At 64.0% G+C, this 22,010-nt stretch carries 20 protein-coding genes; 10 read left to right on the top strand and 10 right to left on the bottom strand.

Annotated elements, in window-relative coordinates:
* Positions 1-3: 3 nt before the first annotated feature.
* Genes ABD654_RS04170 through pilM form a run of 4 tightly spaced genes read right to left on the bottom strand, consistent with a single transcriptional unit; the run spans position 4 to position 2,844 of the window.
* Entirely contained in the window at positions 4-540 is a 537-nt protein-coding gene (locus ABD654_RS04170; protein WP_344702554.1) for a pilus assembly protein PilP, read from the bottom strand.
* Positions 537-1,196, bottom strand: a complete 660-nt coding sequence (locus ABD654_RS04165) for a type IV pilus inner membrane component PilO (protein ID WP_344702552.1) — start codon at positions 1,194-1,196, stop codon at positions 537-539. Before ABD654_RS04165 ends, ABD654_RS04170 begins: the two co-directional genes overlap by 4 nt.
* Positions 1,193-1,783, bottom strand: a complete 591-nt coding sequence (locus ABD654_RS04160) for a PilN domain-containing protein (protein WP_344702550.1) — start codon at positions 1,781-1,783, stop codon at positions 1,193-1,195. The genes ABD654_RS04165 and ABD654_RS04160 overlap by 4 nt, the downstream gene beginning before the upstream one ends.
* Positions 1,780-2,844: a type IV pilus assembly protein PilM gene (gene pilM / locus ABD654_RS04155; protein WP_344702548.1), complete on the bottom strand. Its 1,065-nt coding sequence runs from the start codon at positions 2,842-2,844 to the stop codon at positions 1,780-1,782. The genes ABD654_RS04160 and pilM overlap by 4 nt, the downstream gene beginning before the upstream one ends.
* Before the next feature lie 188 nt (positions 2,845-3,032).
* Here pilM and ABD654_RS04150 point away from each other — a divergent pair, with 188 nt between their 5' ends.
* The 3 genes from ABD654_RS04150 to ABD654_RS04140 all read left to right on the top strand — a co-directional run bounded on the left by ABD654_RS04150 (position 3,033) and on the right by ABD654_RS04140 (position 7,628).
* Positions 3,033-5,534: a penicillin-binding protein 1A gene (locus ABD654_RS04150; protein WP_344702546.1), complete on the top strand. Its 2,502-nt coding sequence runs from the start codon at positions 3,033-3,035 to the stop codon at positions 5,532-5,534.
* 136 nt (positions 5,535-5,670) lie between these two features.
* Complete coding sequence (gene ubiU / locus ABD654_RS04145; protein ID WP_344702544.1) at positions 5,671-6,666, top strand: ubiquinone anaerobic biosynthesis protein UbiU; 996 nt, start codon at positions 5,671-5,673, stop codon at positions 6,664-6,666.
* Between the two features lie 38 nt (positions 6,667-6,704).
* The gene (locus ABD654_RS04140) at positions 6,705-7,628 is read left to right on the top strand and encodes a U32 family peptidase (RefSeq protein WP_344702542.1); all 924 of its coding nucleotides are present in this window, start codon (positions 6,705-6,707) and stop codon (positions 7,626-7,628) included.
* A gap of 14 nt (positions 7,629-7,642) precedes the next feature.
* Here ABD654_RS04140 and ubiT read toward each other — a convergent pair whose 3' ends face one another.
* The gene (gene ubiT, locus ABD654_RS04135; RefSeq protein WP_344702540.1) at positions 7,643-8,116 is read right to left on the bottom strand and encodes a ubiquinone anaerobic biosynthesis accessory factor UbiT; all 474 of its coding nucleotides are present in this window, start codon (positions 8,114-8,116) and stop codon (positions 7,643-7,645) included.
* A 19-nt stretch (positions 8,117-8,135) separates the two neighbouring features.
* Positions 8,136-9,521 carry an oxygen-independent coproporphyrinogen III oxidase gene (gene hemN / locus ABD654_RS04130; RefSeq protein ID WP_344702538.1) on the bottom strand — a complete coding sequence of 462 codons (1,386 nt, stop codon included), beginning with the start codon at positions 9,519-9,521 and terminating at the stop codon, positions 8,136-8,138.
* Positions 9,522-9,827: 306 nt separating this feature from the next.
* Here hemN and ABD654_RS04125 point away from each other — a divergent pair, with 306 nt between their 5' ends.
* Genes ABD654_RS04125 through ABD654_RS04095 form a run of 7 tightly spaced genes read left to right on the top strand, consistent with a single transcriptional unit; the run spans position 9,828 to position 17,877 of the window.
* Complete coding sequence (locus ABD654_RS04125; protein ID WP_344702536.1) at positions 9,828-10,130, top strand: c-type cytochrome; 303 nt, start codon at positions 9,828-9,830, stop codon at positions 10,128-10,130.
* 57 nt (positions 10,131-10,187) lie between these two features.
* Entirely contained in the window at positions 10,188-12,323 is a 2,136-nt protein-coding gene (gene nosR, locus ABD654_RS04120) for a transcriptional regulator NosR (protein WP_344702534.1), read from the top strand.
* A 3-nt stretch (positions 12,324-12,326) separates the two neighbouring features.
* Positions 12,327-14,201, top strand: a complete 1,875-nt coding sequence (nosZ, locus tag ABD654_RS04115; RefSeq protein WP_344702532.1) for a TAT-dependent nitrous-oxide reductase — start codon at positions 12,327-12,329, stop codon at positions 14,199-14,201.
* A gap of 5 nt (positions 14,202-14,206) precedes the next feature.
* Positions 14,207-15,562, top strand: coding sequence for a nitrous oxide reductase family maturation protein NosD (locus tag ABD654_RS04110; protein ID WP_344702530.1), 1,356 nt, complete (start codon positions 14,207-14,209; stop codon positions 15,560-15,562).
* The gene (locus tag ABD654_RS04105) at positions 15,559-16,485 is read left to right on the top strand and encodes an ABC transporter ATP-binding protein (RefSeq protein ID WP_344702528.1); all 927 of its coding nucleotides are present in this window, start codon (positions 15,559-15,561) and stop codon (positions 16,483-16,485) included. Before ABD654_RS04110 ends, ABD654_RS04105 begins: the two co-directional genes overlap by 4 nt.
* Positions 16,482-17,306 (top strand): ABC transporter permease subunit, encoded by an 825-nt coding sequence (locus ABD654_RS04100; RefSeq protein WP_344702526.1) that lies wholly within the window; start codon positions 16,482-16,484, stop codon positions 17,304-17,306. The genes ABD654_RS04105 and ABD654_RS04100 overlap by 4 nt, the downstream gene beginning before the upstream one ends.
* Positions 17,307-17,337: 31 nt before the next feature.
* Positions 17,338-17,877 (top strand): nitrous oxide reductase accessory protein NosL, encoded by a 540-nt coding sequence (locus ABD654_RS04095; protein WP_344702524.1) that lies wholly within the window; start codon positions 17,338-17,340, stop codon positions 17,875-17,877.
* Between the two features lie 22 nt (positions 17,878-17,899).
* On the opposite strand, the gene ABD654_RS04090 is transcribed toward ABD654_RS04095, so the two are convergent.
* From ABD654_RS04090 to nirJ, 4 genes are all read right to left on the bottom strand, one after another.
* On the bottom strand, positions 17,900-18,295 hold the full coding sequence (locus tag ABD654_RS04090; RefSeq protein WP_344702523.1) for a ribonucleotide reductase subunit alpha: 396 nt from the start codon (positions 18,293-18,295) through the stop codon (positions 17,900-17,902).
* A 68-nt stretch (positions 18,296-18,363) separates the two neighbouring features.
* Complete coding sequence (locus ABD654_RS04085) at positions 18,364-19,920, bottom strand: cytochrome D1 domain-containing protein (protein ID WP_344702522.1); 1,557 nt, start codon at positions 19,918-19,920, stop codon at positions 18,364-18,366.
* Positions 19,917-20,780 carry a uroporphyrinogen-III C-methyltransferase gene (gene cobA / locus ABD654_RS04080; protein WP_344702521.1) on the bottom strand — a complete coding sequence of 288 codons (864 nt, stop codon included), beginning with the start codon at positions 20,778-20,780 and terminating at the stop codon, positions 19,917-19,919. Before cobA ends, ABD654_RS04085 begins: the two co-directional genes overlap by 4 nt.
* A gap of 27 nt (positions 20,781-20,807) precedes the next feature.
* A complete protein-coding gene (nirJ, locus tag ABD654_RS04075; RefSeq protein WP_344702520.1) occupies positions 20,808-22,010 on the bottom strand; it encodes a heme d1 biosynthesis radical SAM protein NirJ in 1,203 nt (400 codons plus the stop codon).

Raw genomic sequence — 22,010 nt, 5'->3', positions numbered from 1 at the left:
CCGTCACGCGCCGTTTTCATCGCGTGCAAGCGCCATGTCAACACGGCGCTTTTGCCAGCCTTTGCGCGGGGTAAAAATGCGCTCCACCACCACCAGCCGGCGCGGCGCAATCTCATCAACCCGGCCGAAGTTGACGCCTATATAGCTGCCCACGCGCACCGCCGTCACATCTCCCTGGGGCGTTTGGATCAGCGCGCGCTGGCGTTCGCCCATGTGCATGGTGCCGACCAGCTCAAGCTCGGGTAGCGGATAGCGCTCCAGCGGTTCCGGCGTGCGGTTTTGATCGGGGGCCAGCTCGCCGTCAAAGGTTTTGCTGACATTCTGGCGCGCCAGCTCTTGCGGCGCCATGAACGGGCTGCGCTGGCCGGCGTAGGCGTAGTCGACCGGGGTATACACCGGCATGGCCGGCACGCTGACGCTGGCCGGCTTGTCGGCGGCGCGCTGCATGTCGTCAAGCCTTGCCGAAAGCCGGTCAAGCCCGGGATCGGTACAGCCGGCGACCAGCATGACGACAGCCGCCATGGCCAGCAGGCGCATCATGGCCCCTGCTCTTGGCTAGGCGAGCGGGCGGCAGACGACTGATAGCTATAGGTGCGCGCCTGCATGGAAAGGCTGAGCGTTGCCCCGGACGGCTCGGACAGCGGCTCAAGAATAAAGTCGTGCTGGGTGACCACGCGCGACAGAGCGGCCATTTCCGCCACGAAACCGGCAATCTGATGATAGCTGCCCCGCACCCGGATACTAAACGGGTGCTCTACGTAAAACGTCTTGTCCACCGCCGGCTTTGAGCGGATATGGTCAATGGTCAGGTGATTTTCCACCGCCGCATCGTTGATGCTGTCGAGCAGCGAGGGAATTTCCACCGACGTCGGCAGCCTTCTGCGCACTTCCTGCATCTGCGTACTCAGCTTATCCAGGCGCTTTTGTACCTGGGGCAGATAGGCCGCCTTGGCCGCCTTGGTGCGAAACGCATCGAGCAGGCGATGCTCTTGCTCTCTGGCCTGGGCAAGCGCTGCGCTGTGATCGCGCACCACCAGCCAGCACACGGCTGAAAATGCAAGCACCAGCAGCAAAGCTGCGCTGATCAGCTTTAAAAGCGCCGGCCAGCTGCCGGCTTCGCTGAGCTCAAGCGCTTGCCAGTCAACGCGCTTGAGCTGGCGCCATTCTCTTGCAAGCCGGTCTCGGGTGATGTTCACGATGGCTCCTCCCGCCGCGGCTCCGCTGCGCTTTCTGCTGGGGGGCGGTCATCCGGGGGCTGCTGCTCCACCCGGAAGCGAAACTGTCGCACGGTATCGCTTTCGCTTTCCACTTCGGAAAACTGCGGCACGCCAAACGTTGGCAGCTGGGCAATACGCCGCAGCTGTTCGGAAATCTGCCGGTCGCTACCCGCCCGGGCCGTGACGCTGACCTGGCTGCCGGTGCGCTCCAAGCGCTCGTAAACCACGCCCTGGGCGACGCTTTTGGCCACGGCATTGAACAGGCGAAGGGTCTGCAGGCGCTCTCCCTGCAGCGAAGTGAACAGCGCCAGCTGTTCGTTGAACTGCTCAACCTGGCGCTCGTAGCGCTCAACGTCTTCAATAGCGCGTTCCAGCTGCCGGGTTTGCTGGGTAATGTAGCGGTTGCGCGCCTGCTGGCTTTGCAGCGCGGCCTGATAGTATTGCGCCACGCCGAAGCCGAGTGCCGTCCCCGCGATCACCATGCCCGCCAGCCACAGCTGCATCCGGCGCGTACGCCGCTCGCGCCGCGCCTGGCGCCAGGGCAGCAGATTGATGTCTACGCTCATTGCGGCTTCCTCATGGCCAGTCCGCACGCGGTCAGCATGGCCGGCGCATCGCTGGTCAGCGCGTCCCGGTCAATATGTCGACTCACCGCCATGCGCGCAAACGGGTTTGCCACGGTTACCTGCATGCCGCTGTCCGCCGCGATACGTTCGGCAAGGCCGGGAAGCACGCTGGAGCCGCCGGCCAGCACGATTTCTCTGACTTCGTGATGCCGGCCGGCCGAGTAATACAGCTGCAGCGAACGCCCGACCTGCTGCACTATCGTGTCGAGAAACGGTTCGAGCACTTCTGTTTGATAGTCATCGGGCAGCCCGCCGTGCTTTTTGGCATAGCCGGCTTGTTGTACCGACATGTCATAGCGATGGCAGATCGCATCGGTCAGCCGGCGCCCGCCGAAGACGGTATCGCGGCTGTACACGATGTTTTCACCGCGCATGACGTGAAAAGCGTTCATCGTCGCACCGACGTCCACCAGCCCGATACAGGCGTCAGGATCACGGCTGCGCTCGCCGAGCTGCTGGCGGAGCACCTCGAAGGCACGTTCCATGGCAAACGACTCAACGTCCACCACCACCGGCTCCAGGCCGGCCAGCTCAAGCGTGTCGGTCAGCTGCGAGATATCCTGATGCCGGCAGGCCACCAGCAGCACGCGCTGCTCGTCTTCGTTCAGCGCTGACGGCCCCAGGCAGTAAAAATCGAAGGCCACTTCGTTGAACGGAAACGGAATATGATGATCCGACTCGCTGATGATGCGCGCCTCGATTTCCTCTTCGCTTAGCGAGGCCGGAAGCAGCAGCGTTTTGGTGATGGCTGAGCTGGCCGGTACGGCAACGGCGGCCTTGCGCGTGGAAGGCCGGGCATGCTTGACGGCGCGGCCAAGCACATCGGCAACCGCATCGATGTCTTGTATACGGCGCTCGTCGACGGTGCCGTCAGGCAGCGGCCGCACCGCGTAGCTTTCTACCTGGTAGCTGTGGCCTGCGGGCTTCAATTCAAGCAGCTTGACCGTCACCGAGGTAATATCAATGCCGATCAAGCCGTTTTGTCTGTTCCAAAAGCGCATGACGTTGCTAAGGCTCCGCATGTACCAGAAGATAACGATGTTACATTATTTTAACGCCGGTGATACACGCCGCCGACGCGACGGCATCAACGCTGGTGGGCAAGGCGCCGGCTTTCTATAATGTGCCGGCACAGGTGCCGGTCTTCGGCCCGACATGCTCTTTCTTTTTTCACGGGTACCCTGTTTCCATGACGTTTTTTCGCACTCTTGCGCTTTCTCTGATCGGCATACTCACCGCCCTGGCGGGAGCCGTGGCGCTGGCAACGATCGGTGCCGCTCTGTATTTTGCCCCCGGCCTTCCCGACGTGCGCCAGCTGGAGGACTTCGATCTCCACACGCCGCTGCGCATCTACACCCGGGACGGCCAGCTCATCGGCGAGTACGGCGAAGAACGGCGCATTCCCGTGGCCTATTCAGACATCCCTCAGCCGCTGATCAACGCCCTGGTCGCCGCGGAGGATCAGCACTACTTTGAGCACCCCGGCGTCGACCCCCGGGGGCTTTTGCGCGCGGCGGTGGAGCTTGCCCGCAGCGGCGGCGACATCCAGTCCGGCGGCTCCACCATTACCATGCAGGTGGCACGCAACTACCTGCTGACGCTGGATCAAACCTTTACCCGCAAGATTCGCGAGATACTGCTCGCCCTGCAGATGGAGCAGGTGCTCGACAAACAGGAAATCCTGTCTCTCTACGTCAACAAGATCTTTCTGGGCCACCGCGCCTACGGCGTGGCCGCCGCGTCCAAGACCTATTACGACCGCCCGCTGGCCGAGCTGACGCTTGCCGAATCGGCGATGATTGCCGGGCTGCCCAAGGCACCCTCGGCGTTCAACCCGCTGTCCAACCCTGAGCGTTCGCTGATTCGGCGCAACTGGATTTTGTTTCGCATGCGCGAGCTGGGCTTTATCGACCCGCAGGCCTACCAAAAGGCCGTACAGTCGCCCATCACCGCCCAGCGCTACGAAACGCAAACGGAGGTAGAGGCCGCCTACGTCGCAGAGATGGCGCGGCAGTTCGCCATTGAGCAGTTTGGTGACGCCGCCTACACCGGCGGCTACCATATATACACCACCATCGACAGCGAGCTGCAGCCGGTAGCGCGCCAATCGCTGGCCCGCGGCCTTCTGGCCTACGACCGCCGCCACGGCTTTCGCGGCCCGGAGCAGCGCGACATTCCCGCAAGCCTGGTCGAAGCCCAGGAAAACACCGCCACCCAAGGCCTTGAAGAAGAGCTTGCCGAATCGCCGGAAATCCGCGAGACCGCCCGTCAGGCCGCCGAACGCAGCCAGACCGAGGTGGAAGGCATCGAAGGCGACGTGAGCAACTGGGTCCAGGTGCTCAAGCGCACCCCGCGCTACGGCCTGCTAAAGCCGGCCATTGTGATCGGCAGCGGCGATCGTGAGATGCGCGTGCTCACCGACGACAAACAGATCCACACCCTGCGCTGGGACGGCCTGAAATGGACCGGCAAGGGCAGCGCCGAGGCGATTGCCCGGCGCGGTGATCTGGTCCGCGTTATCGACGGCGATGACAGCGCCCTGCGCCTGTCCCAGCGCCCCAACGCCGAAGGCGCGCTGATTGCCCAGCGGCCGCGCACCGGTGCGATTATCGCGCTGCAGGGCGGCTTTGACTTCAACGCCAGCAAGTTCAACCGCGCCATCCAGGCCCGCCGCCAGTCCGGCTCGATCTTCAAGCCGTTCATTTATCTGGCAGCGCTCAACGACGGCGAAATGAGCGCGGCAAGCGTGGTCAACGACGCCCCGGTGGTCGTCGACGACGGCAGCGACTCGCTGTGGCGGCCGGTGAACTCCAGCCGCGACTTCAACGGCCCCATGCGCCTGCGCCCGGCGCTGGCGCGCTCGCGCAACCTGGTTACCATCCGCATTTTGCAGAGCATGGGGCTTGGCTACACCATCAACTTTCTTGAACGCTTCGGCTTCAACCCGGAACACCTGCCCCGGGGGCTATCGCTGGCGCTGGGCAGCGCCAGCCTGACGCCGCTGGAAATGACCAACGCCTATGCCATTCTTGCCAACGGCGGCTTCAAGGTCGCGCCCTGGTACATCAAGCACATCGTGCGCGATGAGAAAAGCGGCAAAACCGAGGTATACAAAGCCGACCCCGTGGTCGCCTGCCGCGACTGCGCCGACGATCAGCAAAGCGTCGAAATCGAAGGCAGCACCTACACGGTTGCCCAGCGCATCGCCGACCCTGAGGCGGTCTACATCCTGCGTGATATGCTGCGCGGTGTGATCGAGCACGGCACCGGCCGCGGCGCGCTGACCCTTGAGCGCGGCGACATCGTGGGCAAGACCGGCTCCACCAACGCCCTCCGGGACGCCTGGTTTGCCGGCTTCAACGGCAATATCGCCACCGCCGTCTGGGTGGGCAAGGACAGCAACCAGACCATCGCCGAATACGGCTCCCAGGCGGCTTTGCCAATCTGGAAAGCCTTCATGGGCCGTGCCCTGGAAGGCACGCCTGAAGCCTGGCCGGACAAGCCCGAAGGCGTGGTCAAGGCGCGCATCGATCCGGATACCGGCCTGCGCCTGCGTTCGGGCCAGCCCGGCGGCATCAGCGAGCTGTTTGACGCCGATCACCTGCCCGGCTATCAGCCCCGGCGCATCAGCCGCGAGCTGGAAAAGGCCAGCGGCTCTCAGGGCTCCGGCACCGCCGAGTCGATTTTCTAGCCTTTCGGGCCAGGCCGGGGTGTCGGCGCACCCTGCAATATCGTGCGCCGCTTCCCTGCAGGGCATGACCTGTGTCAACCGCTTCCGGCAGGACCTCTTTTACCATGACGGGCTTACCTGTAACGGGAGACGTATCATGGAGCTTGTCTGCCCGGCCGGCAATCTACCCGCGCTCAAGCGCGCCATAGATGAAGGTGCCGATGCCGTTTATTTTGGTTTTCAAAACACCACCAACGCACGCCAGTTTGCCGGACTGAACTTTACCGACAAGCGCGCCCGTGAGGGCATCGACTATGCCCACGCCCGGGGCAAGCGAGTGTTCTGCGCGATCAACACCTACCCCCAGCCCGACGGCTGGGCCATGTGGACCCGTGCGGTGGACGACGCCGCCGCGCTTGGCGTTGACGCGCTGATTCTCGCCGACATGGGGCTTTTGGACTACGCCGCCCGGCGCTATCCCGATCTTTCTCGCCACCTTTCCGTGCAGGGCTCGGCCACCAGCCATGAAGCGCTGCGCTTCTACCACGAGCAGTTCGGCATCAAGCGCGCGGTGCTGCCCCGGGTGCTGTCGATTACCCAGGTGCGCGATCTGGCCAAGCACTCGCCGATAGAGCTTGAAGTGTTTGCCTTTGGCAGCCTTTGCATCATGGCCGAGGGGCGCTGCTATCTGTCGTCGTATCTCACCGGCGAGTCGCCCAACACCCGAGGCGTGTGCTCGCCGGCGGCCCACGTACGCTGGGAAGAAACCGACTCAGGGCTTGAGTCGCGGCTCAACGGCGTGCTTATCGACCGCTACGGCCCGGGCGAAAACGCCGGCTATCCGACTTTGTGCAAGGGCCGCTTTGAAGTCGAAGGCGAGACCTACCACGCCATCGAAGAACCCACCAGCCTGAATACCCTGGAACTTCTGCCCGAACTTGCCGAGCTGGGCATCAGCGCGGTGAAGATCGAGGGCCGTCAAAGAAGCCCGGCCTACGTCTCCAAGGTCGCCGGCATCTGGCGCTCGGCGATTGATCGGCTGGACGCCGCCCCCGGACGCTTTCATCCCGATCCGGCCTGGATTGCAGGGCTTGGCGAGGTTTCCGAGGGCTCCACCACCACCCTTGGCGCCTACGAACGCCGCTGGAAATAGCTCTTTGAAAAATAGCTCTTTGAAAACGGGAGGAAGACATGGCTGATCGCTCTGATTCACCGCTGCGCCTGGCGCTGGGGCCGGTGCTGTTCTACTGGACCCGGGAGCGCTACGCGCAGTTTTACCGCGACGCTGCCGACTGGCCGGTGGATATCGTCTATCTCGGCGAGTCGGTGTGCTCGCGCCGCCGGGACATGAAGCTTGACGACTGGCTGGGAATCGGCCGCGAGCTTGCCCAGAGCGGCAAGGAAGTGGTGCTTTCCAGCCAGACGCTGATCGAGTCCGAAGCCGACCTGCGCGATCTGCGCAAACTGTGCGACAACGGCGAGTTTTGCGTGGAGGCCAACGACCAGAGCGCGGTGCAGCGCTGCGCCGGCGCGGGCCTTGCATTTGTCGGCGGCGCGGCGCTCAACCTGTACAACGCCGCGGCCATCGGCGTGCTGGAGCGCGCGGGGATGACGCGCTTTAACGCGCCGGTGGAAATGTCCGGCGAGGAGCTGACCCGGCTGCTGGCGGACAGCCGCGAACAGGGCGTGGACGCCGCCTGCGAGGTGTTTGCCTACGGTCACCTGCCGCTGGCGTGGTCGTCGCGCTGCTTTACCGCCCGGCGCTACCAAAAGCCCAAGGACCGCTGCCAGTTCGTCTGCCAAAAGCATCCGGAAGGCCTGGCGCTGCGCTCTCAGGAATCAAAGGAAGTGTTTACCCTGAACGGCATCCAGACGCTGTCTGGCGCCTGCCAGGATCTGCGCCACGACGTCGCCTCTATTGCCGCATCCGGGGCAAGCGTGGCGCGCTTAAGCCCGCGCGCTGAGGGCATGGACGAGGTGGTAGCCGACTTCGATGCGGCCCGGCGCGGTGAGCTGGCGGCCCCGGATCCGCTTACGCTTATCGAGGCTGAAATCTGCGACGGCTACTGGCACGGCCGCCCGGGCATGGAGCACACCCGGGCGAATACGGCATAGCCTGATACGCACTACTACCGTGCAACCAGGGCGTCAAGGCGGCGCAGCACCTCGCCCAGACGCCCTTCGCTCAAGCCTTCCTCGCGGCCGTCGAGAAGGTTTTTCACCGTAAGCCCAAGCTCGGTGTCGCCTTCGATCATCAGCCGGCGCTGAAAGAACATCGCGTCCGGATCTTCCCGGCGCGTCGCCAGGCACAAAAACTCCCGCCAGCCGCCGCGTATGGTGGCCTCCCCGGCCTCTTTGCTCAAAACAAAGCGCGCGTCGTCGAGCGCAAGCGTCAAGCGCACGCCCAGATCTTCCACGTCAAGGGTCACCCGACGGCCTTCGAGCGCATCGAACTCGCCCTCGGCCAGCGGCTCGGCGAAAGTGCGGTTGAGCAGCGGCTCCACCGCGCGGCGCTTGAGTGCAAGCGGTACGCGCGGGTCCACCAGCGCGATCAGCCGCGCCGGTGAGGGCAGCACGCGGGCAGCAAACGGCAACGTTGACATAAAAACTCCTTGAAAGCGCTTATACCGTGCGCGAATAGCGCGCCTCGGCGGGGTTTAAATAGGCATCAAAGGCCATCGCCAGGTTGCGCATCATCAGCTGGCCGGCCGGCAGCACGTCAAGGCGGTGCTCTCCTACCTCTACCAGCCCGTCGGCCTGCATCTGTGCAAGCGATGCCAGGGCATCGGCAAAATACTCGGTGAAGTCAATGCCATGGTCGGCCTCGATGGTCTTGAAATCAAGCTCGCCGTGGCACATCAGCGTGCTGATCACGTCCCGACGCAGGCGATCGTCGTCGGTCAGGCGGTAGCCGCGCATCACCGGCAGCCGGCCGCTTTCCAGACGATGCTGATACTGGGCGGTTTCCTTGACGTTCTGGCTGTAGGTGTCGTCGACCTTACCGATGGCGGTGACCCCAAGACCGATCAGATCACAGTCGGCATGCGTCGAGTATCCCTGAAAATTACGCTGCAGGGTGCCGTTGTCCCGGGCGCGCGCCAGCTCGTCATCGGGCAGGGCGAAATGATCCATGCCGATATACACATAGCCTGCCGCCATCAGCCGCTGGATAATCAGCTCCAAAAGCTCCAGTTTGCGCTCCGGCGGCGGCATGTCTTCGTCACGGATCAGCCGCTGCGCCTTGAACAGCGACGGCAGATGGGCATAGCTGTAGGTGGCGATGCGATCCGGGCGCAGTGCCACAATCTTGTCCAGGGTGGCATCGAAGCTGGCCACCGTCTGCAGCGGCAAACCGTAGATCAGATCCACGCTGATGGAGGCGTACTCGGCATCGCGCGCCGCCTGCATCAGGCCTACCACCTGCTCTTCGCTCTGAACCCGGTTGACCGCACGCTGAACGTCCGGGTCAAAATCCTGCACGCCAAAGCTCAGGCGGTTAAAGCCCAGGGCGCGCAGCTCGTGAATCTGCTCGGCGGTGACGGTGCGCGGATCGACTTCCAGCGAGAACTCGCGCTCTTGTGGCGCGGCAAAGTGAAAGGCGTTGTCGAGCGCGACCATCAGCTCGGCCAGCTGGTCGTTGCTCAGATACGTCGGCGTGCCGCCGCCCAGGTGCAGCTGGGTCATGCGTCGGGAGGCGTCAAACAGCTCGCCCTGCAGGCGGATTTCATTTTTCAGCCAGTCCAGATATTCCGCCGCCCGCTCGCGGTTGTGGGTAATAATCTTGTTGCACGCGCAGTAGTAGCACAGGCTTTCGCAAAACGGGATATGCACGTAGGCCGACAGCGGCTTGGGTGATTCAGCGTTGTTGCTGCGCGCAGCGGCGGCGCGGTAGTCGTCTTCGGCGAAGGCCGCGTGAAACTGCGGTGCGGTAGGATAGGACGTATAGCGCGGCCCCGGGCGGTCGTATTTTTCCACCAGTGCGCGATCAAACAGCAGCTCGTCTTGCATGACATCCAGACCTTTTTCGTCTTTACGTTGGCGGCCACCACGCGGCGTGGTGGCCGCCGATTTCCCCCGGAATATACCAGCCGCGGACCGTGCGACCCGTGCGGCCGAATGCCACGCAGCCCCGGGGTAGCCACACCGTATATCTTCAGGAGCAGGCGCGCCATCTTAGGATAGACATCCGCGGGAAACCTGACCTGTGTCAACGTTCGTCGCAGTGGTGCTGCCTACCCTTGGAACACGCGTTCGGCGCTGCCCGTTTGTGCCGGCAATGCGACACACCACAAAAGATGCATAAGGAATACATATATGAAACGCCTTGCCGTGGCTCTACTGCCCTTCGCTTTCGCCCTGACCGCCACCGCCGTCCAGGCCGACGGCGAAGCGACCTACAACCAGGCCTGCATGGCCTGTCACATGACCGGTGCGGCCGGCGCGCCGATTCGCGGCGACGCCGACGCCTGGGCACCGCGCCAGGAAAAAGGCATGGACACCCTGTACGACCACGCCATCAACGGCTTTCAGGCCATGCCGGCCAAGGGCGGCCAGCCGGCCCTTTCCGATGATGAAGTCAAAGCCGCCGTGGACTATATGCTCGAACCGACGCTGTAGCGTTTGCACGACGAGCCGTTCTTTTTCCTTTAGCACCCTCTCGCCGAGGAGCGCCCCATGCACTACCCCGCCCGCCGGCTGCGCGCCGTCTGTTGCTGGCTTTTGGCATTGAGCCTTGCGCTTGTTGCCACCGCAAGCCAGGCCATGAACCTGGCCGATATCGAGGCGGGGTTCCCCTCGGCCAATCGGCTGGAGCCGGCTGACTCCCAGTGGCCGGTCAGCCGCGTGATGCGCGGCGATACCCTGCTTGGCTATGCTTTCGAGACCGTCGACATAGCCCCCATTCCCGCCTACTCGGGCAAGCCCATCAATATACTGGTGGGCATCGATACCGAGGGTAAAATCGCACAGACCGACGTGCTCGGCCACGACGAGCCGATCATGCTGGTGGGCATTCCCGAGTCGAAGCTGGAAAACTTTGCCGACGCGCACGTAGGGGCGCACGTCAACGACCGCCTCAAGGTCGGCGGCGAGCTTGACGCCGTCTCCGGGGCCACGGTCACCGTGATCGTTGCCGGCGACACCATCATGCGCGCTGCCCGCCGGGTAGCCGCCGAGCAGGCGCTGATTGCCGACCCGTCCGCCATGCCGCCCGCCCGTGTAAAGAAAGGCGTCTACACGCCGGCCGACTGGCAGGCGCTTACCGGCGACGGCACGATTCGCCGTTTGCATCTAAACCACGGCGAGGTGGACGAAGCCTTTGTGGGCACCCCGGCCGAGGACTACATGCACACCCCGCAGCCGGCGGACAAAACCTTCATTGAGCTTTTTTACACCTACCTCAACGCGCCTACCGCCGGGCGCAACCTGCTCGGCGACGACGGTTACGCATCGCTGATGGAAGAGCTTGAGCCCGGTGAGCACGCCGTCGCGCTGATGGGGCGCGGCGACTATTCGTTCAAGGGCTCAGGCTACGTGCGCGGCGGGATTTTCGACCGCGTGGAGCTGACCCAGGGCAGCCGCTCGATCAGCTTTCACGACAGCGACCATATCCGCCTGGGAGAGCTTGCCATTGATAACGCCCCGGCGTTCAAAGAGCGTGACGTCTTTATCATCCGCGAAGACGCCGCCTTTGACCCCGGCGCGCCCTGGCAGCTGTCGCTTTTGGTGCGCCGCGCCTCCGGCCCGCTGGATACCGAATTCGTCCGCTTTGACGCCGACTACTCGATCCCCGAGGCCTACGTCGAACGCCCCGAGCCGCCGGTAGAAGAGCCCATCTGGGTGCAGGTCTGGCGCGACAAGGCCTTTCAGATCGGCGTGCTCGGCGCGGGGCTTTTGGTGCTCACCGGCATTATGCTGTTCCAGGACGTGCTCGCCCGCCATCCGCGCGTTCTCAATCCGCTGCGGCTCGCCTTCAAGTTCTACACGCTGTTTTTCATCGGCTGGTACGCGCTGGCGCAGCTGTCGGTGGTCAACATCCTGACCTTTACCCACGCGCTGATCACCGATTTCAGCTGGGGCTCTTTTCTCATCGATCCGATGATGTTTATCCTCTGGTCGTTCGTCGCGCTCACCTTGCTGCTCTGGGGGCGGGGCGTATTCTGCGGCTGGCTGTGCCCGTTTGGCGCGCTGCAGGATCTGGTCAACCAGGCCGCGCGCAAGCTCAAGGTCAAACAGATCGAGGTGCCGTTTGGCCTGCACGAGCGCCTATGGGCGATCAAATACATTATTTTGCTGGCGCTTTTTGCCGTGTCGCTGCACTCGCTGGGCACCGCCGAGCGCTACGCCGAGGTAGAACCGTTCAAAACGGCTATTACGCTGCGCTTTCAGCGCGACTGGGCCTTTGTGGCCTACGCTCTGGGGCTGGTAGTGGTTTCCGCCTTCAACCACAAATTCTACTGCCGCTACGTGTGCCCGCTGGGCGCAGGGCTTGCCATTCCCGCCCGGCTGCGCCTGTTCGACTGGCTCAAGCGCCACCGCGGCAGCTGCGGCACGCCCTGCCAGATCTGCGAGCACGAATGCGAGGTCGGAGCCATTCATCCCGACGGCCATATCAACGCCAACGAGTGCCACTACTGTTTGGACTGCCAGATTACCTATCACGATGAACAGCGCTGCCCGCCCATGGTGAAGCGGCGCAAGCGTCGGGAAAAGGCAGCGCGCATGGCCGCTGACCGGCCCGCCGTTGCCACCCACGACCCCAAGGCCGGAAGCAGCCAACTAGAGCGTATTCCCGCCCTGCAACAGGAGTAACACATGAGCGAGAAACACAACGACGTGAAAAACCTCGGCCGCCGCCACTTTCTGCGCAACAGCGCAGTCACCGGCGTGGCCGGCGCGGGCCTTGCCAGCGGCTTTGGCACCGGCGCGCTGATGACCAGCCGCCAGGCCAAGGCGGAAGAAAGCGGCATTGAGGTCGCCCCGGGCGAGCTCGACGAATACTACGGCTTCTGGAGCGGCGGCCACTCCGGTGAAGTGCGCGTGCTTGGCGTGCCTTCCATGCGCGAGCTGATGCGCATTCCGGTATTCAACGTCGACAGCGCCACCGGCTGGGGGATTACCAACGAATCTCTGGAAGTGCTGGGCGAGTCTTCGCGTTTTCTCAACGGCGACTCCCACCACCCGCACGTTTCCATGACCGACGGCAGTTACGACGGCAAGTACCTGTTCATCAACGACAAGGCCAACACCCGCGTGGCGCGCATCCGTCTGGACATCATGAAGACGGACAAGATCACCACCATTCCCAACGTCCAGGCCATCCACGGGCTGCGCCTGCAGAAAGTGCCGCACACCAAGTACGTGTTTGCCAACGCTGAGCTGCCGATCCCGCAGATCAACGACGGCCGGGATCTGGAAGACCCCGACAAGTACGCCACCATGTTCAACGGCATCGACGCTGAAACCATGGAAGTGGCCTGGCAGGTAATCGTCGACGGCAACCTGGACAACACCGACGCCGACTACACCGGCCGTTTTGTGGCGTCCACCTGCTACAACTCGGAAATGGGCATGACGCTTACCGACACCATGCGCGCCGAGCGCGACTGGGTGGTGGTGTTTGACGTCGAAGCCATTGAAGCCGCGGTCAAGGCCGGCGACTACGAAACCCTGGGCGACTCCGACGTGCCGGTGCTCAACGGCCGTCACGGCACCCAATTCACCCGCTACATTCCGGTGCCGAAAAACCCCCACGGCGTGAACACCTCGCCGGACGGCAAGTACTTCATCGCCAACGGCAAGCTCTCGCCCACCTGTTCGATCATCGCTATCGACAAGCTGCCGGCGCTGTTTGACGACGCCATCGAACCTCGCGGCGCGGTTGTCGGCGAGCCCGAGCTGGGGCTTGGGCCGCTGCACACCACCTTTGACGGCCGCGGCAACGCCTATACCACGCTGTTCATCGACAGCCAGGTGGCCAAGTGGAACATCGCCGACGCCATCCGCGCCTATAGCGGCGAAGACGTCAACTACCTGCGCCAGAAGCTCGACGTGCACTACCAGCCGGGGCACAACCACGCCAGCCTGACCGAGACCAAGGACGCCGACGGCAAGTGGCTGGTGGTGCTGTCCAAGTTCTCCAAGGACCGCTTCCTGCCGGTGGGCCCGCTGCACCCGGAAAACGACCAGCTGATCGACATTTCCGGCGAAGAAATGAAGCTCGTCCACGACGGCCCGACCTACGCCGAGCCCCACGACTGTATTCTGCTGCGCGCCGACCAGCTCAACCCCAGCCGCATCTGGTCGCGTACCGATCCGTTTTTTGCCACCACCCGCCAGATGGCCGAAAGCGACGGCATCAACCTGGAAGCCGACAACAAGGTGGTGCGCGACGGCAACAAGGTGCGCGTCTACATGACGTCGGTAGCCCCGCAGTTCGGCATGACCGAGTTCAAGGTCAAGCAGGGCGACGAGGTGACGGTGGTCATCACCAACCTGGACCGGGTCGAGGATCTGACCCACGGGTTTTGCATGGTCAATCACGGGGTACAGATGGAAATCTCCCCCCAGCAGACCGCAAGCGTCACCTTTACCGCCGACAAGCCCGGCGTGCACTGGTACTACTGCAACTGGTTCTGCCACGCCATGCACATGGAAATGACCGGCCGCATGCTGGTAGAAAAGGCCTGACGCCTATGCGCAAACGCAGCTGCGGCACCGGCAACGGTGCCGCCTTGAACCACCTCAAGGCCGCCCTGACGGCGGCCTGCCTCGGCCTGATCAGCGTTTTCTGGCCGGGCACTGCCCTGCTTGCCGCCGAATGGACGGCAACGCCGGGCCAACCTCTTCAGCCGCTGGTGGCCAACGCCGCCGGCGGTGACCTGATTATATTGCCCGAAGGCCGCTACCCCGCGCCTTTGGTGCTGGATAAAACGCTGACCCTGCGCGGCAAAAGCGGTGCGGTGATCGACGGCGGCGGCGACGGCCACGCCGTGGTCATCAAAGCCCCGGAGACCGTCATGGACGGCGTGGGCGTAGAAAACTGGGGCAGCGATCTGACCGCCATGGACGCGGGCATTTTTATCGCCCGCAAGGCCACCGGCAGCGTGGTCAAAAACGCCCGGCTCCAAGGCCCGGGCTTCGGCATTTTTCTTGACGGCGTACACAGCGCGGTCATCAAGAACAACGTTATCCGCGGCGACGCCGGCCGGCGCTCTCAGGACCGCGGCAACGGCGTGCACCTGTTCAACGTGGAAAACGTCCGCGTGGAAGGCAACGACATCCGCCGAACCCGCGACGGCATCTACATCGACACCAGCCGCGACACCCTTTTGCGTGGCAACCATATGCAGGATCTGCGCTACGGCGTGCACTACATGTACGCCCACGACAACCGCCTGGAAGGCAACGTCACACAAGACACCCGCACCGGCTATGCGCTGATGCAGTCCAAGCGGCTCACCGTGGTGGGCAACGACTCGCAAAACGACCTGCGCTACGGCATTTTGATGAACAACATCACCGACTCCACCCTGCGCGGCAATCACATCCGGGGGATTCGCCAGCAGGGCGGCGCGGGGACGATCAGCGGCAACGACGGCAAGGCGCTGTTTGTCTACAACGCCCAGTTCAACCGCTTTGAGAATAACCGGCTTGAAGGTAGCGACATCGGTATTCACCTGACCGCCGGCTCTGAAGATAACGTGGTAACCGGCAACGCCTTTGTGCACAACCGCCAGCAGGTCAAATACGTCGCTACCCGAACCCAGGCGTGGAACGGCAACTACTGGAGCAACTACCTGGGCTGGGACATGGACGGCGACGGCGTGGGCGACACCGCCTTTGAGCCCAACGATGCCATGGACCGGCTACTATGGCGCTACCCCGCCGCCAGAATCCTGATGGACAGCCCCGCCGTGCTGGCCCTGCGCTGGGTGCAGCGTCAGTTTCCAGTATTTCGCCCCCAGGGCGTGCGCGACGGCGCGCCCTTGATGGCCGACCCCGCACGGCCCGCAAGCGCACCCCCAGGCCCCAAGGAGACCACGCCATGAGCCACGCGCCCACACCGGTGATCGAGTTTAACCGCGTGACCCTGCATCACGGCGCGCTGACCCGGCTTGATGCCCTGAGCTTCAGCGCCGGCCAGGGCGAAGTGCTGGCGCTGCTGGGCCACAACGGCGCGGGCAAGACCACCACCATGCACCTGATTCTCGGCCTGCTCTCGCCGGGCAGCGGCGCGGTCACCGTGCTGGGCCATGCACCGGACGGCCGCCACGCCGCCGCTCTGCGCAAGCGTCTGGGCTATCTGCCGGAAAACGTCAGCTTCTATGAAGCCCTTACCGGCGTTGAGGTGCTGACCTACTTTGCCCGGCTCAAGCGCGCCGACCGCCGCCAGATCACCCCTCTGCTGGAAAAGGTCGGGCTTGGCCACGCCGCCCGCCGCCGGGTCAAAACCTACTCCAAGGGCATGCGCCAGCGGCTGGGGCTGGCCCAGGCGCTGCTGGGCGAGCCCTCGCTTGTGCTGCTCGACGAGCCCACCACCGGCCTGGATCCGGCGGCCACCCGCGACTTCTATGCCACGCTGGACGAGCTGCGCGGCCGGGGCGGCAGTGTGGTGCTGTCCTCGCATATTCTGCCGGGCATCGAGCCCTACATTGACCGCGCGCTGGTGCTCGGCGGCGGCAAGCGCCTGGCCCTTGGCAGCATGCAAGACCTGCGCAAAGACGCCGCACTGCCGGTGGTGATCCGCGTACGCGGCCGGCTTACCGACACCGACCGGCAGTCGCTGGCGCAGCCGCCCGGAGTCGCGGTACTGGCGCAGGACAGCGCGCACGCCGAGCTTGCCGTGCCCGAAAGCGCCAAGCTCGCTACCCTGCGCCGGCTCGCCGCGCTGCAGGGCGTCACCGATATCGCGGTGGAGCCGCCGACGCTTGAAGATCTTTACCGGCACTTTTCCCAGAGGGTAACGCCATGAACGCCATTGTGATTATCGCCGGCAAGGAGTTCCGCGACGGCCTGCGCAACCGCTGGGTGCTGTCCATCACCCTGGTGCTGGCCGTGCTCGCCGTGGGCATTGCCTGGGCCGGGGCGGCGGCCAGCGGCGGGCTGGGCTTTACCTCGCTTGCCAGCACCCTGGTCAGCCTGACCACGTTGGCCGTGTTTTTGATTCCGCTGATCGCTTTGCTGCTGGCCTACGATGCCGTGGTCGGCGAGCGCGAAGCAGGCACCTTGCTGCTGCTGCTTACCTATCCGGTCAGCCGCTCGGCGCTTTTGCTGGGCAAATTCTGCGGCCACGGGCTGATTTTGGGTGCGGCCACCGCGCTTGGCTTTGGCATCGCCGGGGTGACCATTGCGCTGGGCGCTGACGGCGTGGCGCTGGGGGCGCTTGCGCGCGGCATGGGACTGTTGATTGCCAGCACCGTGCTGCTGGGCTGGATCTTTATCGCCTTTGCCTACTTGATCAGCGTGGGTGCGGCAGAAAAGCAGCGCGCAGCGGGGCTGGCGCTGGGGGTATGGTTTTTCTTCGTGCTGGTGTTTGACATGGCGCTGCTGGCGCTTTTGGTCAGCGTCAAGCAGGGCGGCGACTGGCTTTCCTGGCTGTTGCTGTTAAACCCCACCGAGTGCTTCCGGCTTTTGAACCTGGCAGGCTTTGCCGCCGCCCGGGAGCACGCCGGCGTCACCGCCATTGCCGCCCCCGGGGCGTTTCATCCGGCAACGCTGACCGCTCTGCTGCTGGGCTGGGCGGCTCTGCCGCTGGGGCTTGCCCTGTGGCGCTTTCAGCGCCGCGCCGCCTGAACGCTCAACGCTTTCTATCAAGGAGAGGCCCATGCCCCGTTTATCACGCTTTTTCTTCCTCGCCGGGCTGCTTGCCGCCGCCCTTGTGCTGGCCGGCTGCGGGGAGTCTGCGCCCGAAACGCTGGCCGCCCCCGAGCCCATTGCCTCCGGCGACAGCTGCCACGTCTGCGGCATGACCGTTGCCGCCCACCCCGGCCCCAAGGGCGAGGCGTTTATGAGCGCCGACGCCCGCGCACTGAAGTTCTGCTCCACCGCGGAGCTGTTAACCTTTCTGCGCCAGCCGGAAAACGAAGCGCAACTTTCCCACGCCTACGTTCACGACATGGGAGCGACCGACTGGAACAGCCCCGCTGACGAGGCGTTTATCCGCGCCCGTGAGGCCGTCTACGTCCTCGGCCACAGCCGCCGCGGCAGCATGGGCCACACCCTGGCCCCCTTCGCTGACAAAAACGCCGCCGAAGCCTTTATAAAAGACCACGGCGGCAAAATCGTTGGGTTTGACGACATTACGCTGGAACAGCTGGCCAACCTCGGCGGAGGCGCAACACCTTCACACACGACATCGCGTTAAAAAATGCGTGACCTGCCCGACCTCAGCCGTTGAGGCTCATCGCCTCGCCGCTTTTATCGAAGGCAATAAACGAGTCGACGTTGCCCATCTGCAGCGATTCGGTCATTTTGCTCAGCTGGTTCTGGATTTCTTCGTCGCCGTGCACATCGTCCATGCCGGCGACAAAGAACAGGTCCCATTCAGCGCCGGTCTGCTCGGCTTCCTTGAGCAGCGCGTTGAAGTCCTCAAGCTCGTCCGGCGTTTTATCCGCACAGACCGTGGGCACCAGCACGCCGCCCTCGCCCTGCTCAAAGCGCCGGCGCTGCTCGTCGTCGGGGAAGTCAGGAAGCTCCGCCTTGGCAAACACCAGCAAAAGCCGCTGGGCGCGCGGCTGGCTGCGCGCCTCGCCGAGAAGATCGTTGAAACTGGAAATGGCCATGTCGGCCTCCTTGATATCGCTGACGGTAAACAGGCGAGTGTGACGGCTGTGCTCGGGAAAACCAACCGCTAGTGGCTGGTGCCTTCCTCATAGCGCGTTTTGTTCCACACGTTGTACTTGCCCGAGGGCTTGCTCATGGGAATGCGCTTGAGCTCCTCCAGCGTATCGCCGTCATAGACGATCACCGCACCGTCGTCTTCCCAAAGGCTGAGCAGCAGCTTTTCGCCGTCGCGGTCAAACTCCACGTGAGCGGCGGTCTTGCCCGGCTCCGGGGTCAGCGTTTCAACGATCTCCAGGCTTTGTTTGTCGATGACGTGGACCCGATCGCGGTTGGGGCCGAAAAAGACGTCCACCCAGGCGTAGGGGGAGTTTTCGTGGCTGCGCATGAAAAAGCCCGGACCGTCGGTTTCCAGGGTTTTGACCGTCTCCCAGGTGCCCATGTCGATGATCGACACTTCAGCCCGGCCCAGGTGCGGCAGCGCCATCACCCGCCGGCCGTTTTGCTCCCAGGTAATCCCTGAGCCCAGATGCGGCATGCCTTTCAAGGGCAGGTCAGCCACTTTCTCGCCGCTGTCCAGGTTGACCACCATACCGCCCTGCCCGCCGCGGGACGCGCCGATGACGTGCTCGTAGCCCGGGTCAAAAAAGAAGTCGTCAAGGTAGTCCGGCACCGCAATGCGGCGCACCTTGAAGCTTTCCAGGGCCGGATCACGACTCGGCGCCAGCGGGGTTTTCATGTGGCCGGTGGACACCACCGATTCGGTGGGCAGCGGCCAGGGGATCTCCCAGACTTCCTTGATGTCCTTGAGCGCGGCAATAAAGCTGCCTCGGGGTGGAGCGGCGTACACCGCACTGACCCGGGAGCTTTTTCCCGCGGCGTTTTCCACCGGATAGACCTGCATCACATCGAGGTTGTGAGCGTCAAACAGCACCAGGCTGTGGGGCAGATAGTTGGCCGCCATCACGTAGCGGCCGTCACCGGAAACGGCAATGTTGCGCATGTTGATGCCGGCGCGCACCTCGGCCACGACTTCCAGGTTGTACAGATCGTACTTGGTGATCCAGCCGTCCCGAGAGCCGAAGAAGACGTAGCGCCCGTCCGGGGTGTACTTGGGCCCGCCGTGCAGCGCATAGCGCGTTTCAAAACGGTGGATGCGCTCGAAGGTGTCGCCGTCGAGAAGGCTGGCGTGGTGGTCGCCGGTTTCCACCACGATAAACAGATTCAGCGGGTCGGCATCGAAGCGCGGCGTATCCGGCAGGCTGCCGTCCGGGTGCATCACCGTGTGGCTTGCCAGAATCTCTGCTTCGCCAAAGCGCGGCTGTACCGCCGGCGGGCGGTACAGCCACTCGGCCAGCGCCTCGATTTGCCCTTCGGCCAGCGTCTCGCCGAAGGCGGGCATTTGGCTGGCGGGGCGGCTGTTGGCAATCACATCCACCGCGGCGGCGGGCTTGAGGCGCGACAGGTTACCCGGCAAAAGCGCCGGGCCGATGCCGCCAAGGCGGGTCTCGCCGTGGCAGCTGGCGCAGTGGGTCTGATAAAGCGCGGCGGCCGCGTCGGGGTCGGCTGCAAACGCCGGCGTGGCGGCCACCCATAGCAGCGGCAGGCAAAAAGCAAACGGCTTCATAAAGCAACTTTCTCCCGTGGAGCAAGAGCCAGCGTAGGCACCTGCGCCGGCGTGGCCGACGGGGTCGGTACGCTCAGCGTTGCCGGCATCAGCGTCTCGGCCAGCGCCACGACCTCGCCTACGACCATCAGCGTGGGGGGCACCAGCTCTTCCCGTTCGATGGCGGCGGTCATGTCACCCAGCGTGGTAATAATTCGGCGCTGCTCAGGCGTGGTGCCGCGCTCAATCAGCGCCACCGGATGCCCGGGGGCAAGCCCTGCGCGCATCAGTTCACTGCTGATCAGCGCGGCGTTGGCAAGCCCCATGTAAAACACCGTTGTATGGTGCGGCGTGGCAAGCGCCTGCCAGTCCAGCACCAGCTTGCCGTCGCTTTTGCAGTGGCCGGTCACAAAGGTCACGCTCTGGGCGTAGTCGCGGTGGGTCAGCGGGAAGCCGGCGTAGGCCGCACAGCCCTGAGCCGAGGTAATGCCCGGCACGGCGTGAAAGGCAATGCCGTTTGCCACCAGCACTTCAGCCTCTTCGCCGCCGCGGCCGAAAATATAGGGATCGCCGCCTTTCAGGCGCACCACGCGCCGGTTTTGCCGTGCCAGGCGCACCAGCAGCGCGTTGGTTTCGTCCTGGGTCAGCGCATGGCAGCGCGACGCCTTGCCTACATAAAACGCCTCGGCATCGGGCCGGGCCAGCGCCATGACCTCGGCGGAAACCAGCCGGTCATAGACCAGGCAGTCGGCCTGCTCGATCAGCGCCAGCGCCTTGAGCGTCAAAAGCCCGGGATCGCCGGGGCCGGCGCCCACCATGGCCACTTCTCCCGGTGCCAGCGTCGCCCCGGCCACGTCATATACCACGCGATGTAATGCCATGCCATCACTCCTTGAACGCTCGCGGCGCTAAACGATTTCCACGGCTTGAATGGGGGTGAACGGCGCATGCAGCTGGCGCGTTGGGGCGTCAGGCAGGCCGATTTCGGCGTTGGTCAGATAGCAGCCGGGATCTTCTTCCCAGGGGTCACCGGTGACTTTCCACGCGCGCACCCGGGTATTGCCGTTGCAGATGGGCAGGTACTGGCATTCGCCGCAGCGCCCCTTGAGCGGGCGCGGCCGCTGGCGAAAGCCTTGCATCAGCGGGTCTTGCGTGTCGCGCCAGATCTCGGAAAACGGACGATCGCGGACGTTGCCCAGGTGGTGATCCCACCAGAAAGTGTCCGGGTGAACGTTGCCCAGGTTGTCGATATTGGCAATATACTCCCCCGAGGCGTTGCCGCCCCAGTGGGTCAGCCGCTCGGTCAGCGCCGGCACCTGGTCGGGGAAGTGCTTTTGGGCCCACATGAGCATAAAGGGACCGTCGGCGTCGTTGTTGCCGGTGACGTACTCGCGCACAATGCCGCGCTCAAGCTCATCGCGGCAGTGGTCGAAAAGCTGCGTCATCGCCGCCCGGGTCATCTCGTGCCAGGCATCGTTTTTGCTGTGGCGCCGGCCGCGCCCGCCGTAGTTGAGGTGGGAAAGATAGAACTTGTCGACGTCGTGGTGCTCGATCAGCGCTAGAATATCGCCCAGCTGGTCGGCGTTTTCCCGGGTGAGAGTAAAGCGCAGCCCCACCTTGATGCCGCGCTCCTTGCACAGCTTGACTGCGTGCATGGACTCGCGAAACGCGCCCTTTCGCTGGCGAATCACGTCGTGGGTGGCTTCCAGCCCGTCAATGCTGATGCCCACGTAGTCGTAGCCTACCTCGGCAATGGCGTCGATGTTGTCTTCAGTGATCAGCGTGCCGTTGGTGGAAAGCCCGGTGTAGATGCCAAGCTCCCGGGCACGGCGGGAAAGCTCGAAAATATCCGGGCGCATCAGCGGCTCGCCGCCGGAGAGTATCAAGGCCGGGACATGGAACGCTTTGAGGTCGTCGAGCACCGCGTGCGCCTCGGCGGTATCGAGCTCCCCGGCAAAGTCGATATCTGCCGATGTGGTGTAGCAGTGCTTGCAGGTCAGATTACAGCGGCGAATCAAATTCCAGATGACCACCGGCCCTTTGGGCTTGCGTGCCGGCGCCACCGGAGCCGGCGCCATCAGCGACTGCATATAGCGCGTTACGCGAAACAT

The organism is Halomonas cibimaris (assembly GCF_039537045.1).
Lineage (GTDB): Bacteria > Pseudomonadota > Gammaproteobacteria > Pseudomonadales > Halomonadaceae > Vreelandella > Vreelandella cibimaris.
This window is presented reverse-complemented; position numbering and strand designations above follow the sequence as displayed.

Coding starts and splice junctions, on each gene's coding strand:
- ABD654_RS04170 (WP_344702554.1), bottom strand. CDS start 540: ATGATGCGCCTGCTGGCCATGGCGGCTGTCGTCATGCTGGTCGCCGGC.
- ABD654_RS04160 (WP_344702550.1), bottom strand. CDS start 1,783: ATGAGCGTAGACATCAATCTGCTGCCCTGGCGCCAGGCGCGGCGCGAG.
- pilM (WP_344702548.1), bottom strand. CDS start 2,844: ATGCGCTTTTGGAACAGACAAAACGGCTTGATCGGCATTGATATTACC.
- ABD654_RS04150 (WP_344702546.1), top strand. CDS start 3,033: ATGACGTTTTTTCGCACTCTTGCGCTTTCTCTGATCGGCATACTCACC.
- ubiU (WP_344702544.1), top strand. CDS start 5,671: ATGGAGCTTGTCTGCCCGGCCGGCAATCTACCCGCGCTCAAGCGCGCC.
- ABD654_RS04140 (WP_344702542.1), top strand. CDS start 6,705: ATGGCTGATCGCTCTGATTCACCGCTGCGCCTGGCGCTGGGGCCGGTG.
- ubiT (WP_344702540.1), bottom strand. CDS start 8,116: ATGTCAACGTTGCCGTTTGCTGCCCGCGTGCTGCCCTCACCGGCGCGG.
- hemN (WP_344702538.1), bottom strand. CDS start 9,521: ATGCAAGACGAGCTGCTGTTTGATCGCGCACTGGTGGAAAAATACGAC.
- ABD654_RS04125 (WP_344702536.1), top strand. CDS start 9,828: ATGAAACGCCTTGCCGTGGCTCTACTGCCCTTCGCTTTCGCCCTGACC.
- nosR (WP_344702534.1), top strand. CDS start 10,188: ATGCACTACCCCGCCCGCCGGCTGCGCGCCGTCTGTTGCTGGCTTTTG.
- nosZ (WP_344702532.1), top strand. CDS start 12,327: ATGAGCGAGAAACACAACGACGTGAAAAACCTCGGCCGCCGCCACTTT.
- ABD654_RS04110 (WP_344702530.1), top strand. CDS start 14,207: ATGCGCAAACGCAGCTGCGGCACCGGCAACGGTGCCGCCTTGAACCAC.
- ABD654_RS04105 (WP_344702528.1), top strand. CDS start 15,559: ATGAGCCACGCGCCCACACCGGTGATCGAGTTTAACCGCGTGACCCTG.
- ABD654_RS04100 (WP_344702526.1), top strand. CDS start 16,482: ATGAACGCCATTGTGATTATCGCCGGCAAGGAGTTCCGCGACGGCCTG.
- ABD654_RS04095 (WP_344702524.1), top strand. CDS start 17,338: ATGCCCCGTTTATCACGCTTTTTCTTCCTCGCCGGGCTGCTTGCCGCC.
- ABD654_RS04090 (WP_344702523.1), bottom strand. CDS start 18,295: ATGGCCATTTCCAGTTTCAACGATCTTCTCGGCGAGGCGCGCAGCCAG.
- ABD654_RS04085 (WP_344702522.1), bottom strand. CDS start 19,920: ATGAAGCCGTTTGCTTTTTGCCTGCCGCTGCTATGGGTGGCCGCCACG.
- cobA (WP_344702521.1), bottom strand. CDS start 20,780: ATGGCATTACATCGCGTGGTATATGACGTGGCCGGGGCGACGCTGGCA.
- nirJ (WP_344702520.1), bottom strand. CDS start 22,010: ATGTTTCGCGTAACGCGCTATATGCAGTCGCTGATGGCGCCGGCTCCG.